Origin of the sequence: Mycobacterium sp. 852002-50816_SCH5313054-b (genome assembly GCF_001667185.1) — a bacterium.
Classification (GTDB): Bacteria; Actinomycetota; Actinomycetes; order Mycobacteriales; family Mycobacteriaceae; genus Mycobacterium.
Genome location: NZ_LZIC01000007.1, coordinates 34176 through 51272 on the forward strand (window position 1 = coordinate 34176; position 17097 = coordinate 51272).

16 protein-coding genes and 1 tRNA gene are annotated in these 17097 nt (G+C 68.6%); 4 read left to right on the forward strand and 13 right to left on the reverse strand.

Features of this window, described 5'->3' with window-relative positions; genetic code table 11:
- Positions 1-16: 16 nt before the first annotated feature.
- From A5787_RS00945 to A5787_RS00960, 4 genes are all read right to left on the reverse strand, one after another.
- The gene (locus A5787_RS00945) at positions 17-631 is read right to left on the reverse strand and encodes an HdeD family acid-resistance protein (RefSeq protein WP_156763700.1); all 615 of its coding nucleotides are present in this window, start codon (positions 629-631) and stop codon (positions 17-19) included.
- A gap of 30 nt (positions 632-661) precedes the next feature.
- Positions 662-1990 carry an adenylate/guanylate cyclase domain-containing protein gene (locus tag A5787_RS00950; protein WP_066960273.1) on the reverse strand — a complete coding sequence of 443 codons (1329 nt, stop codon included), beginning with the start codon at positions 1988-1990 and terminating at the stop codon, positions 662-664.
- A 40-nt stretch (positions 1991-2030) separates the two neighbouring features.
- Positions 2031-2528 (reverse strand): DUF488 family protein, encoded by a 498-nt coding sequence (locus tag A5787_RS00955; RefSeq protein ID WP_066960275.1) that lies wholly within the window; start codon positions 2526-2528, stop codon positions 2031-2033.
- A 10-nt stretch (positions 2529-2538) separates the two neighbouring features.
- A tRNA-Leu gene (locus A5787_RS00960) sits at positions 2539-2612 on the reverse strand.
- Between the two features lie 94 nt (positions 2613-2706).
- On the opposite strand from A5787_RS00960, the gene A5787_RS00965 reads away from it, so the two are divergent.
- A complete protein-coding gene (locus A5787_RS00965; protein ID WP_066960323.1) occupies positions 2707-3336 on the forward strand; it encodes an ANTAR domain-containing response regulator in 630 nt (209 codons plus the stop codon).
- Between the two features lie 157 nt (positions 3337-3493).
- Here A5787_RS00965 and A5787_RS00970 read toward each other — a convergent pair whose 3' ends face one another.
- Positions 3494-4696 (reverse strand): lipid-transfer protein, encoded by a 1203-nt coding sequence (locus tag A5787_RS00970; RefSeq protein ID WP_066960326.1) that lies wholly within the window; start codon positions 4694-4696, stop codon positions 3494-3496.
- A gap of 8 nt (positions 4697-4704) precedes the next feature.
- Complete coding sequence (locus tag A5787_RS00975; protein ID WP_066960278.1) at positions 4705-5187, reverse strand: Zn-ribbon domain-containing OB-fold protein; 483 nt, start codon at positions 5185-5187, stop codon at positions 4705-4707.
- Between the two features lie 144 nt (positions 5188-5331).
- Between A5787_RS00975 and polA the strand changes: the two genes are divergently transcribed.
- The 3 genes from polA to coaE all read left to right on the forward strand — a co-directional run bounded on the left by polA (position 5332) and on the right by coaE (position 10838).
- Positions 5332-7995: a DNA polymerase I gene (polA, locus tag A5787_RS00980; RefSeq protein ID WP_066960329.1), complete on the forward strand. Its 2664-nt coding sequence runs from the start codon at positions 5332-5334 to the stop codon at positions 7993-7995.
- A 170-nt stretch (positions 7996-8165) separates the two neighbouring features.
- The gene (gene rpsA, locus A5787_RS00985; RefSeq protein WP_066960281.1) at positions 8166-9611 is read left to right on the forward strand and encodes a 30S ribosomal protein S1; all 1446 of its coding nucleotides are present in this window, start codon (positions 8166-8168) and stop codon (positions 9609-9611) included.
- Positions 9612-9623: 12 nt separating this feature from the next.
- A complete protein-coding gene (gene coaE, locus A5787_RS00990; RefSeq protein WP_066960283.1) occupies positions 9624-10838 on the forward strand; it encodes a dephospho-CoA kinase in 1215 nt (404 codons plus the stop codon).
- On the opposite strand, the gene A5787_RS00995 is transcribed toward coaE, so the two are convergent.
- The 7 genes from A5787_RS00995 to A5787_RS01025 form a co-directional block, all read right to left on the reverse strand.
- Positions 10818-11249, reverse strand: a complete 432-nt coding sequence (locus tag A5787_RS00995) for a hypothetical protein (RefSeq protein ID WP_066960295.1) — start codon at positions 11247-11249, stop codon at positions 10818-10820. The genes coaE and A5787_RS00995 overlap by 21 nt on opposite strands.
- 11 nt (positions 11250-11260) lie before the next feature.
- On the reverse strand, positions 11261-12040 hold the full coding sequence (locus A5787_RS01000; protein ID WP_066960297.1) for an Fpg/Nei family DNA glycosylase: 780 nt from the start codon (positions 12038-12040) through the stop codon (positions 11261-11263).
- Positions 12033-12926: a non-homologous end-joining DNA ligase gene (gene ligD / locus A5787_RS01005; RefSeq protein ID WP_066960299.1), complete on the reverse strand. Its 894-nt coding sequence runs from the start codon at positions 12924-12926 to the stop codon at positions 12033-12035. The genes A5787_RS01000 and ligD (A5787_RS01005) overlap by 8 nt, the downstream gene beginning before the upstream one ends.
- A complete protein-coding gene (gene ligD, locus A5787_RS01010; RefSeq protein WP_066960301.1) occupies positions 12926-13924 on the reverse strand; it encodes a non-homologous end-joining DNA ligase in 999 nt (332 codons plus the stop codon). The genes ligD (A5787_RS01005) and ligD (A5787_RS01010) overlap by 1 nt, the downstream gene beginning before the upstream one ends.
- A complete protein-coding gene (locus A5787_RS01015) occupies positions 13921-14322 on the reverse strand; it encodes a DNA polymerase ligase N-terminal domain-containing protein (RefSeq protein ID WP_066960303.1) in 402 nt (133 codons plus the stop codon). Before A5787_RS01015 ends, ligD (A5787_RS01010) begins: the two co-directional genes overlap by 4 nt.
- A gap of 58 nt (positions 14323-14380) precedes the next feature.
- On the reverse strand, positions 14381-14821 hold the full coding sequence (locus A5787_RS01020; protein WP_066960332.1) for a DUF402 domain-containing protein: 441 nt from the start codon (positions 14819-14821) through the stop codon (positions 14381-14383).
- A gap of 75 nt (positions 14822-14896) precedes the next feature.
- Positions 14897-17097 (reverse strand): ATP-binding cassette domain-containing protein (locus tag A5787_RS01025; protein WP_197506931.1); only part of this gene is annotated, 2201 nt, incomplete at its 5' end.

A 17097-nucleotide genomic window follows, 5' to 3' on the forward strand; every position in this document is an offset into this window, starting at 1 on the left:
AAGTGTAGTAGTTAGGTCAGACCGGCGCTATGCCTTGCCCGCTGAGTTGTTTGGACGCCTTGCGGATGCCGAACGACGACACGATCTCGAAGACGCCGATCACCACGAACCACACGCCGACCACCAGCGCCAGGGTGACGATCGACGCGAACGGCGACGCCAGAACCACGATCCCGGCGAGCAGGCTGATCACGCCGACGAAAATCGACCAGCCGCGTCCGGGCAGCGCTGGGTCGCTGAGGGCCGAGACCGTCGTCCCGACCCCGCGGAAGATGAACCCGATGCCGATCCAGATGGCCAGCAACAACACCGCGTAGCCCTGACCGAAATGGCGAAACGCCAAGACCGCCAAGATCAGTGACGCCGCCCCGCTGATGAACAGCAGGATGCGGCTGCCCGCCGAGACGTGCAGGCTGAACGCGAACACCACCTGTGCGACACCGGTGATCAACAGGTAGACGCCGAACGCGACGGCGGCGGTGAGAATGGTGATTCCCGGCCACGCGAGGATCACCGCGCCGACGATCAGCGACAGGATTCCCGATACCAGCGTGGATTTCCATAAGTGCGGCAACAAGCTTGGAACGGTGGCGGATCCAGGAGTGGTCTGCATGGCCGCAGTCTGACACACACGGCGGTGCCCCCGATAGGGACTTTCGGCTCAGACGCGCGCGGTGCGCGGTTCCTCGGAACTCAGGTCCGCGGACTGCTCGGTTGCCTTGCGGCCGATCAGATACCAGGTGCGCATGGGCCCTTTGCCCTTGACGTCGATGCTGCCGCGCTCCTGCAGCACGAACTCGCCTTTGAGGCGCTCATACATCGCCTCGGGCACCTGGATCCGTCCCACCGAGTCGGTGGCTTCCATCCGGGAGGCCACATTGACCGCGTCGCCCCACACGTCGTAGAAGAACCGGCGAGAACCCACCACACCCGCGACCACGGCCCCGCTTGCCATGCCCACCCGCAGCGGCACCGGTTCGCCGTGTGGATCCTTCAGTCCCGCAGCGACATTCGCCATGTCGAGCGCGAAGTCCGCGAGCGCCTGGGAGTGGTCGGGCCGCGGGCGCGGGACGCCGCTGACCACCATGTACGAGTCGCCGCTCACCTTGATCTTTTCCAGCCCGTGTTTGTCCACGAGCGCGTCGAAAGCGCCGTAGAGGCGGTCGAGAAAGCGCACCAGATCGGCCGGCGGGGTGCCGCTGGCGCGTTCGGTGAACCCGACGATGTCGGCGAACAAGACCGTTGCGTCGTCGTACTTGTCGGCGATGACGCCGCGGCCCGGCTCCTTGAGCCGCTCGGCGATGCTGGCGGGCAACATGTTCTCGAGCAGTGTCTCCGAGCGGTCGTACTGGGCCTCCATCACGGCCTCGGCGCGCGCGGTGTCGCGCAGGGCGAACCACACCGTCACGACGACCATCACCACGCTCGACACCGCGGTGACGACAAACCCCGCCGACGTGGCCCAGGCCGGCTGCAGCCCGGTGTTGCGCGGGACCAGGAATTCGACCGCGATGATCAGGCCGGCGGCGACGGCCCCCAGTGCCGACGCCAACACGATGTGTTCGATTCCGAGCAGCAGCACCACCAGGCAGGCGCCCACCAGAAAGAAGAATTGAGATCCCGAACCCGTGCCCACGTCCAGGCAGCTGGCGAAGACGGAGACGTAGGCCGCGCCGATAAAGGTAAGCGGCGCAACCAATTCCCCGAAGCGCTGCAGCCACGGCACCATCGCGAAGACCATGGCGCCGACGACGTTGATCGAACTGACCTGCCACGTCCAGGAATCGGTGGCGATCTGCACGACCACGAAACTCACGCTTACCATCACGGCCAGCCACGCGGTGATCATGAGGATCCGGCCGCGGCGCGCGGCGCTGGCGGCGTAGTGCTGATTGCGGTCGCGCGTCTGCGCCCGCACCGCGGCCACGCAGTCCGGGCGATTCGACGAGCCGTCTTTCCGGGGTGGGGCCCCGCATTTCTTGGCCACCACTTTCAAAGCGTAACCGTTGACCTCGCTATTTGTCGGCTGGCTAGTCAATATCGCGGGTGAGCCACTCCGACGGGCGGTGCGGCGCCAGCGTGCCGTTGGGCATGATGTGCTGCACCGGGTGGCCGTCGCGGGCGGCCAGGTCGGCGATCATCCGTCGGTGACAACGCCACCAGGTGGGTTCCCCGCACATCACGGCGACGTTGTCGGCCTCGGCATCGCGCAGCAGGCGCCGGTATGCCGCCTGAAAGCCGGGCGTGCGGGTATGGGCCGCGTAGTTGGCGAACGACGGGTTTTCCCACCATTGGTCCCGCGGCTCCGGGGCGGTCGACGGTTTGCGTCGCCCGCCGAGGTCCGGTTCGTGCCGGTAGGCGATCCCGGCGGCGCCCAGCCAGCCCGGCATGGCTTCCTTCGACACGTCGGGGTTGCGCCGCGAGCCCGGGAAACTGCGCACGTCCACCAGGAGCGTGATGCCGTGCCGGCGAAGCGCGGCGGTGAGTTCGTCGGCGGATTTCGCGCCGTGTCCGATGGTGTAGAGCATGGATTGGGAGTGCCCTCGGTGGGATTCGAACCCACACTGGACGGGTTTTGAGTCCGTTTCCTCTGCCAGTTGGGATACGAGGGCTGAGCAGCCTCCCACCATAGAGGATCGGTGCGCCGATCGATTCTCACCGCCCCCGAGTTCGCTGGTCGCGGGCATGCACGACACAATGTCCGTCATGACAGGCCCCACGACCGATGCCGACGCCGCTGTGCCGCGCCGGGTCCTGATCGCGGAAGACGAAGCACTCATCCGGCTGGACCTGGCAGAGATGCTCCGAGAGGAGGGGTACGAGATCGTCGGCGAGGCCGGCGATGGGCAGGAAGCCGTCGAACTGGCCGAGCGCCACAAGCCCGACCTGGTGATCATGGATGTGAAGATGCCGCGGCGCGACGGCATCGACGCGGCCTCGGAGATCGCCAGCAAGCGCATCGCGCCAATCGTGGTGTTGACCGCGTTCAGCCAGCGCGACCTGGTCGAGCGCGCCCGCGACGCCGGCGCCATGGCCTACCTGGTGAAGCCGTTCACCATCAGCGACCTGATCCCGGCCATCGAGCTGGCACTCAGCCGGTTCGCCGAGATCACCGAGCTGGAACGCGAAGTGGCGACGTTGTCCGACCGGCTGGAGACCCGCAAGGTCGTCGAGCGCGCGAAGGGCCTGCTGCAGACCAAGCAGGGCATGACCGAGCCCGAGGCCTTCAAATGGATTCAGCGCGCGGCGATGGATCGGCGGACCACCATGAAGCGAGTGGCCGAGGTCGTCCTCGAAACGCTCGGCGACGCGCCCAAGGACACCGCTTCCGAGTAGCTCCGAGACTGCGCTCAGATCGCAAATCTGGGCGAAATCACGCGCTGGTTGCAGTCTCGGCGCAGCGGCGTGCGCTAGCGGCTGTTGAGTGTGCATCCAGGCACACGACACGCCGAGCGGGCCCGCCGTGGCTTCACACTGAGCGGAAGCGCTCCGACTAGCGGGCCACGATCACCGACGAGCCGTGGCCGAACAGGCCCTGGTTCGCGGTGACGCCGACCGTGGCGTTCTCCACCTGCCGGCCGGTGGCCTGACCGCGCAGCTGCCAGGTCAACTCGCAGACCTGCGCGATGGCCTGGGCCGGGATGGCCTCGCCGAAGCAGGCCAGCCCGCCCGACGGGTTGACCGGGACCCGGCCGCCGATGGCGGTGGCGCCGCTGCGCAGCAGCCCCTCGGCCTCGCCCCTGGCGCACAGCCCCAGGTGCTCGTACCAGTCGAGCTCCAGCGCGGTGGACAGGTCGTAGACCTCGGCCAGGCTGAGGTCCTCGGGCCCGATGCCGGCTTCGGCGTAGGCCGCATCGAGGATCTGATCCTTGAACACTCGCTCGGGTGCGGGCACGGTCGCGGTGGAATCCGTTGCGATGTCGGGCAATTCGGGTAGGTGCTGGGGGTAGCGCGGGGTCACCGTGCTGACGGCGCGCACCGAGGGCACTCCGTCGAGCGAGCCGAGGTGCTTACGGGCGAAATCGGCGCTCGCCACGATCAGCGCCGCCGCCCCATCGGAGGTGGCGCAGATGTCCAGCAGCCGCAGCGGGTCCGAGACCACGGGGCTGGCCAGCACGTCGTCGATCGAGTTCTCCTTGCGGTAGCGGGCATTCGGGTTGTTGAGCCCGTGCTTGGAGTTCTTGACCTTCACCTGGGCGAAGTCCTCGAGCGTGGCGCCGTAGAGGTCCATCCGCCGCCGCGCGAGCAGCGCGAAGTACACCGTGTTGGTGGCGCCGATGAGGTGGAAGCGCTGCCAGTCGGGGTCGTTGCGGCGCTCGCCGCCGACCGGCGCGAAGAAGCCCTTCGGCGTGGTGTCGGCGCCGATCACCAGCGCGACGTCGCAGAAGCCGGCCAAAATCTGGGCGCGCGCGCTCTGCAGCGCCTGCGAGCCGCTGGCGCACGCGGCGTAGCTCGAGCTGACCGGAATGCCGTTCCAGCCCAGCTTCTGCGCGAACGTCGCGCCGGCGACGAACCCCGGGTAGCCGTTGCGGATGGTGTCCGCCCCGGCGACCAACTGGATCTGGCTCCAGTCCAGGCCGGCCTCGGCCAGCGCGGCGCGCGCGGCGACGACCCCGTATTCGGTGAAGTCGCGGCCCCACTTGCCCCAGGGGTGCATCCCGGCGCCGAGGATGTACAGCGGTTCGGGCGCGCTCATGATCGCCGTCATTTGCGCCGCTCCTCCTCATCGCTTCGCTCTGCATCGTCGCCGGCGCGCCTCCATGCGTGCACGACGCGCTGCACGCCGTCGTCGTCGGTGAACAGCGGCATGGTGGTCAGCTCCATTTCCATGCCGACCTTCAGGTCGGCGGCCAACGTGCCCTCGACCACCTTGCCCAGCACGATCAAACCCTCGTCGGCCAGTTGCACGGCGCCGACGGCGAACGGCTCAAAGGGGTCCGGGGACGGGTACGGCGGCGGTGGCGCGTAACGGTTTTCGGTGTAGCTCCACAGCGTTCCGCGCGTGGACAGCGCGACGGACTCCAGCGCGTCGTTGGCGCAGGCCGGGTTGGGGCAGTTGTTCTCCCGCGGCGGGAAGACGTAGGTGCCGCACTCCGGGCACTTGCTGCCGATCAAATGGGGGCTGCCGGCCTCGTCGGTGGCGAACCATCCGTCGATCGCGGGTTCTTGGCTGGTGACCTCAGGCACCTGGCCAGACTACCCAGCCGCCGGGCAAAACTGAAACGTGTTGCAGTTTCGCGGCAGGGCTGAGTGGGGGCGGGCCCGTCACACCGGGTGCCTAGAGTGAATGCCGTGCCCGCCGCCACCGAGGAACAGACCAAACCGACACTCATGTTGTTGGACGGCAATTCGCTGGCGTTCCGGGCGTTCTACGCGCTGCCCGCCGAGAACTTCAAGACCCGCGGCGGCCTGACGACCAACGCGGTGTACGGCTTCACGGCGATGCTGATCAACCTGCTGCGGGACGAGGCCCCGACGCACATCGCGGCGGCGTTCGACGTGTCGCGGCAGACGTTCCGCTCCGAGCGGTACCCCGAATACAAGGCCAACCGGTCGTCGACCCCCGACGAGTTCCACGGCCAGATCGACATCACCAAGGAAGTGCTCAATGCACTGGGCATCACGGTGCTCTCCGAGCAGGGCTTCGAGGCCGACGACCTGATCGCGACGCTGGCCACCCAGGCCGAAAACGAGGGCTACCGGGTGCTGGTGGTCTCCGGTGACCGCGACTCACTGCAGCTGGTCAGCGAGGACGTGACCGTGCTGTATCCCCGCAAGGGCGTCAGCGAACTGACCCGGTTCACCCCCGAGGCCGTCGTCGAAAAATACGGGCTGACGCCCACCCAGTACCCCGACTTCGCCGCGCTGCGCGGCGATCCCAGTGACAACCTGCCCGGCATTCCCGGGGTGGGGGAGAAGACCGCCTCCAAGTGGATCGTCGAATACGGCTCGCTGCAAGCGCTGGTCGACAACGTCGACTCGGTGCGCGGCAAGGTCGGCGACGCGCTGCGGGCCAACCTGGCCGGAGTCATCCGCAACCGCGAGCTCACCGACCTCGTCAAAGACGTGCCGCTGGCCCAAACGCCGGACACGCTGCGGCTGCAGCCCTGGGACCGCGACCAGATCCACCGGCTCTTCGACGACCTCGAGTTCCGGGTCTTGCGCGACCGTCTGTTCGAGACCCTGGTCGCCGTCGAGCCCGAGGTCGACGAGGGCTTCGACGTGCGCGGCGGCGCGCTGGAGCCCGGCACGGTCGGGCAGTGGCTGGCCGAGCACGCCGGCGACGGGCGCCGGAGCGGGTTGGCCGTCGCCGGCACCCACCTGCCGCACGGCGGGGACGCCACCGCGCTGGCCCTCGCCGCCGCCGACGGCGAGGGCGGCTACGTCGACACCGCGACGTTGACCCCCGACGACGACGCCGCGCTCGCGGCCTGGCTGGCCGACCCGGCGAAGCCCAAGGCGCTGCACGAGGCCAAGCTCGCCATCCACGATGTGGCGGGGCGCGGGTGGACGCTGGACGGCGTCACCTCGGACACCGCGCTGGCGGCCTACGTGGTGCGGCCGGGGCAGCGCAGCTTCACCCTCGACGACCTCTCGCTGCGCTACCTGCGCCGCGAGCTGCGCGCGGAAACCACTGAACAGCAACAGCTTTCGCTGCTCGACGACATCGAGGGAACCGACGAGCAGGCCGTGCAGACCCTGATCCTGCGGGCGCGCGCCGTAGTGGACCTGGCCGACGCGCTGGACGCCGAGCTGGATCGCATCGACTCCACCGCGCTGCTGGGCGAGATGGAGCTGCCGGTCCAGCACGTGCTGGCCGACATGGAAAGCGCCGGCATCGCCGTCGACCTGCAGTTGCTGGGCGAGCTGCAGAGCCAGTTCGGCGACCAGATCCGCGACGCCGCCGAGGCGGCCTACGCCGTGATCGGCAAGCAGATCAACCTGGGCTCACCCAAGCAGTTGCAGGTGGTGCTGTTCGACGAGCTCGGGATGCCCAAGACCAAGCGCACCAAGACCGGCTACACCACCGACGCGGACGCCCTGCAGTCGCTGTTCGACAAGACCGGGCACCCGTTCCTACAGCACCTGCTCGCCCACCGCGACGTCACCCGGCTCAAGGTCACCGTCGACGGGTTGCTGAACTCGGTGGCCGCCGACGGCCGGATCCACACCACGTTCAACCAGACGATCGCGGCCACCGGCAGGTTGTCGTCGACCGAACCCAACCTGCAAAACATCCCGATCCGCACCGAGGAAGGCCGCCAGATCCGGGACGCGTTCGTGGTCGGCAAAGGCTACGACGAGCTGATGACGGCGGACTACAGCCAGATCGAGATGCGGATCATGGCGCACCTGTCCCGCGACGAGGGCCTCATCGAGGCGTTCAACACGGGGGAGGACCTGCACTCGTTCGTCGCCTCGCGGGCGTTCGGGGTGCCGATCGAGGAGGTCACCGCCGAGCTGCGGCGCCGCGTCAAGGCGATGTCGTACGGGCTCGCCTACGGGTTGAGCGCCTACGGGCTGTCGCAGCAGCTGAAGATCTCCACCGAGGAGGCGAAGGAGCAGATGGACGCCTACTTCGCCCGATTCGGCGGGGTGCGCGACTACCTGATGGACGTCGTCGAGCAGGCCCGCAAGGACGGCTACACCTCGACGGTGCTGGGCCGCCGCCGCTACCTGCCCGAGCTGGACAGCAGCAACCGTCAGGTGCGCGAGGCGGCCGAGCGGGCGGCGCTCAACGCGCCCATCCAGGGCAGTGCGGCCGACATCATCAAGGTGGCGATGATCGAGGTCGACAAGGCGATCACAGCGGCCGGACTGGCGTCGCGCATGCTGTTGCAGGTGCACGACGAACTGTTGTTCGAAGTCGCGCCCGGCGAGCGTGAACTCCTCGAGGCGCTGGCGCGCGAGAAGATGGGCGGCGCGTACCCGCTGGACGTTCCGCTCGAGGTATCGGTGGGTTACGGACGCTCCTGGGACTCCGCCGCGCACTAAGGCCCGCCGGTGTAACGTGAGGCCGAAAATCGGCCGGAAATTCGCCGTGGCGTTACATTCCCTTCAGCATGTAGCGGCCGAGTTTGTCCAGCTAGTGCCCTGTCGAGTAGCCTCGACAGGTAAATCCTGTTTGTCCCTACGACCTCACCTGTCCGGAGCAACCCAACAACATGCCGAGTCCCACCGTCACCTCGCCCCAAGTAGCCGTCAACGACATTGGCTCGAGCGAGGATTTTCTCGCCGCAATAGACAAAACGATCAAGTACTTCAACGATGGCGACATCGTCGAGGGCACGATCGTCAAAGTGGACCGGGACGAGGTGCTCCTCGACATCGGCTACAAGACCGAAGGGGTCATCCCCGCCCGCGAGCTCTCGATCAAGCACGACGTCGACCCCAACGAGGTCGTCACCGTCGGCGATGAGGTCGAGGCCCTGGTCCTCACCAAGGAGGACAAAGAGGGCCGGCTGATCCTCTCCAAGAAGCGCGCGCAGTACGAGCGCGCCTGGGGCACCATCGAGGCGCTCAAGGAGAAGGACGAGGCCGTCAAGGGCACGGTCATCGAGGTGGTCAAGGGTGGCCTGATCCTCGACATCGGGTTGCGCGGCTTCCTGCCCGCCTCGCTTGTCGAGATGCGCCGCGTCCGCGACCTGCAGCCGTACATCGGCAAGGAGATCGAAGCCAAGATCATCGAGCTGGACAAGAACCGCAACAACGTGGTGCTGTCGCGGCGGGCCTGGCTGGAGCAGACGCAGTCCGAGGTGCGCAGCGAGTTCCTCAACCAGCTGCAAAAGGGCAGCATCCGCAAGGGTGTGGTCTCCTCCATCGTCAACTTCGGCGCGTTCGTCGACCTCGGCGGCGTCGACGGTCTGGTGCACGTCTCCGAGCTGTCCTGGAAGCACATCGACCACCCGTCCGAGGTGGTGCAGGTGGGCGACGAGGTCACCGTCGAGGTGCTCGACGTCGACATGGACCGCGAGCGGGTTTCGTTGTCGCTCAAGGCGACCCAGGAAGACCCGTGGCGGCACTTCGCCCGCACGCACGCCATCGGCCAGATCGTGCCGGGCAAGGTCACCAAGCTGGTTCCCTTCGGCGCGTTCGTGCGCGTCGAGGAGGGCATCGAGGGCCTGGTGCACATCTCCGAGCTGGCTGAGCGCCACGTCGAGGTGCCCGATCAGGTGGTCGCCGTCGGCGACGACGCGATGGTCAAGGTCATCGACATCGACCTGGAGCGCCGCCGCATCTCGTTGTCGCTCAAGCAGGCCAACGAGGACTACACCGAGGAATTCGACCCGGCGAAGTACGGCATGGCTGACAGCTACGACGAGCAGGGCAACTACATCTTCCCCGAGGGTTTCGACGCCGAGACCAACGAATGGCTCGAAGGCTTCGACACCCAGCGCAACGAGTGGGAGGCCCGCTACGCCGAGGCCGAGCGCCGGCACAAGATGCACACCGCGCAGATGGAGAAGTTCGCGGCGGCCGAGGCGGCGGGGCACGGTGGTGGCGAGCAGTCGCCGGGTAACGGCGCTCCGCCGGAGAAGGCGGCCGGTGGGTCGCTGGCCAGCGATGCCCAGTTGGCGGCCCTGCGGGAAAAGCTCGCCGGCAACGCGTAATTCGCCGCACGAATGCTCCGCATCGGGTTGACCGGTGGCATCGGCGCCGGCAAGTCGGCGCTGTCGGCCACGTTCGCGAAGTGCGGTGCGGTCATCGTCGACGGCGACGTCATCGCGCGCGAGGTGGTCCGGCCGGGAACCGAGGGGCTGGCGGCGCTGGTCGAGGCGTTCGGTGACGACATCCTGCTTCCCGACGGGTCGCTGGATCGCCCGGCCCTGGCCGCCAAGGCTTTTTGCGACGACGAGGCGCGCCAGCGGCTGAACGGGATCGTCCACCCGCTAGTGGGTAAGCGACGCGCGGAGATCATCGCGTCGGTGCCCGACGATTCGGTTGTCGTCGAAGACATTCCGCTGCTGGTGGAATCCGGGATGGCGCCGCTGTTCCCGCTCGTGGTGGTGGTACACGCCGACGTCGAGGTGCGGGTGCGACGGCTGGTCGACCAACGCGGGATGCCCGAAGAGGACGCCCGAGCGAGGATCGCCGCCCAGGCCAGCGACGAGCAGCGCCGCGCCGTCGCCGACGTCTGGCTGGACAACTCGGGCAGCCCGGAGGACCTGGTGCAGCGGGCCCACGACGTGTGGAACAACCGGATCGTGCCGTTCGCGCACAACCTGAGTGCGCGCCAGATCGCCAGGGCGCCCGCGCGACTGGTGCCGGCCGATCCGAGTTGGCCCGAGCAGGCGCGGCGCATCGTCAACCGGCTGCACACGGCGTGCGGCCACCGGGCGCTGCGCATCGACCACATCGGCTCCACCGCGCTGCCCGCGTTGGACGCCAAGGACGTCATCGACATGCAGATCACCGTCGAATCGCTCGCCGTCGCCGACGAACTCGCCGAACCCTTGTTGGCCGCCGGCTACCCCCGCATCGAGCACCTCACCGAGGACGTCGCCAAGGACGATGCGCGCAGCACCGTGCAACGCTACGACCACAGCGACGATCCCGGCCTGTGGCACAAGCGGATTCACGCCTCCGCCGACCCGGGCCGGCCGACCAACGTGCACCTGCGGGTGGACGGCTGGCCCAACCAGCAATTCGCCCTGCTGTTCGTCGCCTGGTTGCGGTCCGACGTCGGTGCGCGCGCCGACTACCTGGCCGTCAAGCTCAAGGCCGAACAGGCGGCGGGCGGTGACATCTCGCCTTACGTCGCCGCCAAGGAGCCGTGGTACCCCGACGCCTACCGGCGGGCCTGGCAGTGGGCCGACTCAACCGGATGGCAGCCCTAGCCGGTCCGGCGTCGCGCCGCACTGCAGCACGCCGTTGGGGCCGGAATTCCCGGGTGTCGGTCTGACGAACTGATCGAGCTGCGTGAAAACGTTGTCGTCGACGTCGATCTCGCAGTGCACGTTCGCCGAGTAGGGGAAATGCAGCACGATCTGCATGCCGGCCTGCTGCGGATCGGGCAACACCGTGTTGGCTTCGAACACGTTGCCGGGCATCGAGGGAAGGTTGGTGCTGTTCGTCCGGTTGCCGTTGATCACGAATATGGCCTGGCTGCCGGTGGTCAGCGCATCGATCCGGGCGCGGTAGGTGATGTTGTGCAGGTCCGCCCGCGCGATTGCCGGGCTTAGCTGGGAGCCGGCCGCGATCACGGTCAGGGCCGCGATCGGCATCCACCTGTGCTTGCTGAGGCTCATAGTTGCCGAGATTACTCGGCTTGGCACCGCGGGCACCACGCCGACGTCCGGCCGCCCACCCGGCCGTGCGCGAGTCGGGCGCCGCAGCGCGGACAGGACGGGTCCGGTTCGTCGCGCGCCCCGGTGAGCCACCGCGGCAGCCCCGGCACCCGGCCGTGCCGCACCGACGTGCGCAGCACCGAGGCCATGGCGGCGTGCAGGCGCTTGACGTCGTCGGCGTCCAGGCCGGCGACCGGGCGGGTCGGTGCAATGCGGGCCCGCCAGCAGATCTCGTCGGTGAGCAGGTTGCCCAGCCCGGCGATCACCGACTGGTCCATCAGCGTGGGCTTCAGTCGGCCGCGCCGCCCGGACAGCAGATCTCGGAATACCGGCAGGCCGATGCCCAGGGCGTCGGGGCCCAGCGGACCGGTGACGTGCGCGACGTCCTCCTCGGCATCGACCAGCCACACGCCCCGCAGCTTGCGGAGGTCGGCGTAGCGTAGTTCCCCTCGATCCAGCGCGATCACCAGCCGCTCGTAGGGCTCACGGGCGGCGCCGTCGGCGGCATAGTGCGGGTGCCCCGTCATCCCGCTGTGCACCAACAACGTCGGGCCGTCCGTCGGCAGCATCAGCCATTTGCCGTGCCGGCGTGGGGAATCGAAACGCCGGCCGTCGAGCTGCCGGCCGAGCGCGGCGGCGGTGCTGTTTCGCAGCACGCCGGGGTCGTGGACCTGCACGCGGCGAATCCGGCGCCCGGGCAGCGTTTCGGCCAGCTGGCGCCGAAACCCCTCCACGTCGGGCAGTTCAGGCACGAAGCTTCGCCAGGCGCCGCGCGGGAGCGGTCAACGAGCGGGCGCGCCGGTACATGCCGGCCCATGGGTCGGGTTGCCCGGCAAGTCGTTTGGGAATATCGCGGATCGTGAACCGATCCGCCCGCAAGCCGCGGGTGTCCAGCTCGTCCCACTCCAGCGGCGTCGACACCGGCGCGCCCCGCCGGGCCCGGACGGAGTAAGGGGCAACCGCGGTCTGCGCGTAGGCGTTTCGCATGATGTCGAGGTACACCCGGTCGCCGCGATTGTTCTTCCGGGCTTCGACGGTGCGATGCGCGGCGTCGTCGGCGGCCACCACCTCGGCCACACCGCGGGCGAATTCTCGGACGCCGTCGAAATCGGTGTCGGGGCGCAGGGGGCTCACGACGTGCAGCCCTCGCGACCCGGTGGTCTGCACGTAACACGCCAGCCCGAGTTCGTCCAGCACCCCGGCCACCGCGCGCGCGGTCGCGCGTACCACGGCGAAGTCGTTGTCGGACGGGTCGAGGTCGAAGACCAGCCGGTCGGGGTTATCCAGCCGCTGCCGCCGCGACTGCCACACGTGCAGCGTGACGCAGTTCTGGTTGGCCAGCCAGCGCAACGCTTCCGGGCGTTCGGCCACGGGATGCACGACGGTGCCGCCGTCCTCCTTTGCGACCTCGACCCGGCCCATCCAGTCGGGCAGCGAATCGGCGAAATCCTGCTGCACCCAGCCTTGCTCGCCGATGCCGCGCGGGAACCGTTGCACCGTCAGGGCCCTGCCCTTGAGGTGGGGCAGCATCGCGTCGGCCACCTCGCCGTAGTAGTCGACGAGTTCGCGTTTGGTGATCCCGGGATCGGGAAACACCACTCGCTCCGGGTGGGTGACCTCGACGGCGATGCGGGGCATCAGGGTGTTTCCCGCACCACGTCGGCGGGCTCCTTGTCGGTGCGCAGGCCGAGGTAGCGCGGGTGGCGCAGCTTGCCGTCGCGCGTCCACTCGGTGAAGCCGATCTGGACCACCAGCTCCGGTCGCACCCAGCGGGCCCCGTTCTCGCGCACCAGACCGCGGGTGAAGGGTGCGGCTTTCTGTTCGATCGGCGATAACCGCCCGTGCAGGCGGCGCAACGTGGTTTCGTCGAAACCGGTGCCCACCTTGCCGGCGTACACCAGGTCGCGCCCGTCGTGGTAGCCGAGCAGCAGCGCCCCCAGCTCGATGCGGCTGCCTTTCGGGGCGGTGTAGCCCCCGACCACGAACTCCTGATCGCGAACGCACTTGAACTTCAACCAGTTCGGTGATCGCCGGCCGTCATAGGTGGAGTCAGCCAGCTTCGCGATCACCCCTTCATCGCCGCGTTCGCAGGCTTCCCGGTAGGCGGTGATGCCGTCCCCGACGCGGTGTGCCGTGCAACGCAGCGGATCGTCGAACTGGATGGCCTTGCGCAGCAGCCGTTTTCGCCACAACAGCGGCACGTCGGTGGTCGACTCGCCGTCGAGGTGCATCAGGTCGAACAGGTAGTAAAAGACGCGCACCGGCGACGCGCGGGCCACCTCGGGGTCGGTGATGCCCAGGCGGGCCTGCAACCGGGCGAAGCTGGTGCGGCGCCCCGCGAACGCCACCACCTCGCCGTCGACGACGAACCGTGTCGTGTGCTGGGCGCCGAGCGCGTCGACCAGCTCGGGGTAGGTGCCGTTGAGCGGCTGGCGGTTTCGTGACAGCAGCCGCACCTGGTCGCCGTCGCGAAATGCCAGGCAGCGCATCCCGTCGAATTTGCGCTCGAAGATCCAGTCGGGATCGGAGAACCGCTTCTCGGTCAGGGTGGCCAGCGTCGGGGCCCGCCAGTCGGGCACCGGCTCGTCGCGCAGCGCCGCGCGCACGGACGCGGGCAGCGCGGCGAGGTCGGTCATGACCAGTCGTCCTCTTCTTCCTTACGCCTGATCAGCAGCCACGTCTCTTCCTCGCCCTCCCGGACCCGGGTGAGCGAGTAGCAGCAGCGCAGCTGCTCGCCGCTCAGCCGGAACGAGAGATGTCCACACTCAAGGCATTCGGCCATCTCGTACTGCGTCACGTTGGCGTAGGTGCCGCTGTCGGCGACGACGACGTCGCCCGCGGCGTCGTCCAACGGTTGGTCGTCGGTGCGGCGGGCCAACCGCCCGTCTTTGGGTATCGCCCATGACACCAGCACCCCGTCGATTTCGAGGCGCAGGTCGTAGTGGTCGCTGCCGGCCGCGTCGTGCTGGATGACGAAACACGGCTGGCCGCCGGACCGGCGTCTGCGCCGGTAGTCGGTCAAGCTCAAGCGCATCCCGTGGGGATACCCGTCGGTAATTTGCGGAAACGACCCGGAAACGGTGTGGAAACGGCTATCTCCCATGCCAGGTCAGCTCCATGCCATGGGTGGTCAGCCATCGGCAAAGGTCATAGTCGTTGCAGGCCAGGCCTTCGATGGCCGTCACGGCGCGCCGCACCGCCCGCTCGGCGACCTGCGCCGTCAGCAGGCCGTGGCGCACCGCGTCCAGCAACTCGTCGACGTCGGCCAGTGTCACCCCGGCGCCGGTGCGGACCTCGATGTCGAGGTAGTGGTCCTCAGAACGCCACACCTTCTCCCCGGGTGTGTATTCGCCCACATCGAGGTAGTAGTCGTGGTCGCGTTCATGACCCTGGTTGAAGTGAAAGACGGTGGCGCGCAAGCCCAGCGACGGTAAAAGCCACGACTCGAGGTAACGGAACTGGGCGCGGCCCGGGGTGGGACGGGCCAGGTAGAGGCCCCACGGCTGCACGACGTACTCGTCGACGGCCCGCACAATGCCTTTCGGATCGGTGTTGGTGCGGTCGACCAGGTCGAACATCTCGTGCTTCGGCGGATGGATGGTCCCACCCTATCGGCGCAGCCGGATCTTCCACCGCACGAAGCCGGCGTAGAACAGCGACAGCGCGGCCAACATGCCGATGTCGAGCAGCCACGCCGTCGACGTGTGCTGCCAGAATCGGTCCTGGGACACCAGGGAACCGGGCACCAGGTTGCGCAGGTCGACCGTCGACGCCGCCGCGGCGTAGCCCCAGCGCGCGGGCATCGCGAAGGACAGCTGGTCGAGCCCGAGCCGGCCGGTCACCGGGACCATTCCGCCGCACAGCACCAACTGCGCCATCACCGTCACCACGAACAGCGGCATGATCTGCTCGCTGGAGCGGACCAGCGACGAGATGGCCAACCCGAGGATGGCCGAGGCGACGCAGGTCGCCGCGACGGTGACGAACAGCTCGGCGGTGGCGCCGAAGGTCGAGTGGCCGAGCAGGACGCCGCCGCGGGTCGGGGCGCTCTTGCCGACCACCACGATCGCGGTGATGATCGCCGATTGCAGAATCGCGAACCCGCAGAACACCGCGGTCTTGGCGAGCAGGTAGGCGGTGGTCGACAGCCCGACCGCCTGCTCGCGCTGGAAGATGGCGCGCTCGCCGACCAGGTCGCGGATCGTCAGCGCGGTGCCCATGAACGCGGCGGCGGGCAGCAGCAACGCGAGTATCTGCGCGGCCTCGTCGGGTGTCCCGGCGTTCGGGCCCGGCGCGTGGAACCCGTTGCCGCCCGGCACGGTCAGGGACAACGAGCCCAGGATGAACGGCAACAGCGCCAGGAAGATGAAATAGGCGCGGTCGGCGACGACCAGGCGCACCTGCCGGCGCGCGACCGTCGAAATCTGGCGCCGCACGCTGGTGTGCACCGGTTCGCCCAGGGCGCCCGGCTCGTCCGCCTTGTCCGGCACCAGCTTCTGCGGCCGCTTCTGGGCGTCGCGCTGCTCCAGAAACCGCCGGTTGGCCTCCTCGGGGTCGGCCCCCACCTGGGTGAAGATCTTGGCCCAGTTCGTGGTGCCCATCGCGTCACCGATCTGGTCCGGCGGCCCGAAGTAGGCGGTCTTGCCCCCCGGCGCCACCAGGAGCAGCTGGTCGCAGATGTCGAGGTAGGACAGCATGTGCGTCACCACGATGACCACGCGGCCGGCGTCGGCCAACTGCCGGAGCATCGTCATCACCTGGTGGTCAAGCGCCGGGTCCAGGCCCGAGGTGGGCTCGTCGAGGATCAGCAGCGACGGCCCGGTGAGCAGCTCGAGCGCGACCGAGGCTCGTTTGCGTTGGCCGCCGGACAGCTTGTCGACGCGGGTGTCGGCGTGCTTGGTCAGGTCGAGCTCGTCGAGGACCTGGGCGACCACCTTGGCGCGGTCGGCCTTGCTGGTGTCGGGGGGCAGCCGCAACTCGGCCGCGTAGCTCAGCGCCTGATTCACCGTCAGCTGGCGGTGCACCACGTCGTCCTGGGGAACCATCCCGATCCGGCTGCGCAACGACGCGTACTCGGTGTGGATGTTGTGGCCCTCGAAGGTCACCGATCCCGACGTCGGGGTCGTGTAGCCGGCGATCAGCCTGGCCAGCGTGCTCTTGCCGGCGCCCGAGCCGCCGATCACGGCGGTGAGCGTCCCCGGGCGGGCGGTCACCGAGATGTCGTCGAGCAGCTGCTTGCCGTTGTCGACGACGTACTTGACGTTGCGCACCTCGAGGCCGCCCGTCCGCGTCGCCGCCTCGCTGCGCTGGACCAGGGTGCCGTCCCGGAACACCAGGTCGACGTTGCCGATGGTGACGATGTCGTCGTCGCTCAGGATCGCCGACCCGACCCGGGTGCCGTTGACGAACGTTCCGTTGATGCTGTTGTCCCGGATCTCGGTCCCAAGCGGCGTCTGCAGCAGCGTCGCGTGGTGACGCGACGCCAGGACGTCGTAGACGACGATGTCGCTTTCGGCCGCGCGGCCGATCGTCATGGCGCCGGCCGTGCCCGCGGCCGCCGACATGCGCGGCGAGAGCAGCTTCACGAAGCGGGTGGCCAGGTTCGACACGTCGGCCGTCTTGGCGTCGATCACGGTGGACTCGGCGGCCGGCGGTGCGTCGGGCCGTTCCGCTTCGGCGTTGACCACGGTCAGCGGGTCGGGCGGCGCGCCGCGGAGCGGCCCCTTGGCCGCTGCCATCCCCGACGTCTGGATCCGCGCGGGCGGCAGCGGCTGGCGGGGCGGCGCATCCGGCGGCGGAGGTAGTGCGA

Excerpts from the sequence above, each read along its gene's own strand:
- A5787_RS00955 (WP_066960275.1), bottom strand. The coding sequence starts at position 2,528 with ATGCTCTACACCATCGGACACGGCGCGAAATCCGCCGACGAACTCACC.
- A5787_RS00965 (WP_066960323.1), top strand. The coding sequence starts at position 2,707 with ATGACAGGCCCCACGACCGATGCCGACGCCGCTGTGCCGCGCCGGGTC.
- A5787_RS00970 (WP_066960326.1), bottom strand. The coding sequence starts at position 4,696 with ATGAGCGCGCCCGAACCGCTGTACATCCTCGGCGCCGGGATGCACCCC.
- polA (WP_066960329.1), top strand. The coding sequence starts at position 5,332 with ATGTTGTTGGACGGCAATTCGCTGGCGTTCCGGGCGTTCTACGCGCTG.
- rpsA (WP_066960281.1), top strand. The coding sequence starts at position 8,166 with ATGCCGAGTCCCACCGTCACCTCGCCCCAAGTAGCCGTCAACGACATT.
- coaE (WP_066960283.1), top strand. The coding sequence starts at position 9,624 with ATGCTCCGCATCGGGTTGACCGGTGGCATCGGCGCCGGCAAGTCGGCG.
- A5787_RS00995 (WP_066960295.1), bottom strand. The coding sequence starts at position 11,249 with ATGAGCCTCAGCAAGCACAGGTGGATGCCGATCGCGGCCCTGACCGTG.
- ligD (WP_066960299.1), bottom strand. The coding sequence starts at position 12,926 with ATGCCCCGCATCGCCGTCGAGGTCACCCACCCGGAGCGAGTGGTGTTT.
- ligD (WP_066960301.1), bottom strand. The coding sequence starts at position 13,924 with ATGACCGACCTCGCCGCGCTGCCCGCGTCCGTGCGCGCGGCGCTGCGC.
- A5787_RS01015 (WP_066960303.1), bottom strand. The coding sequence starts at position 14,322 with ATGCGCTTGAGCTTGACCGACTACCGGCGCAGACGCCGGTCCGGCGGC.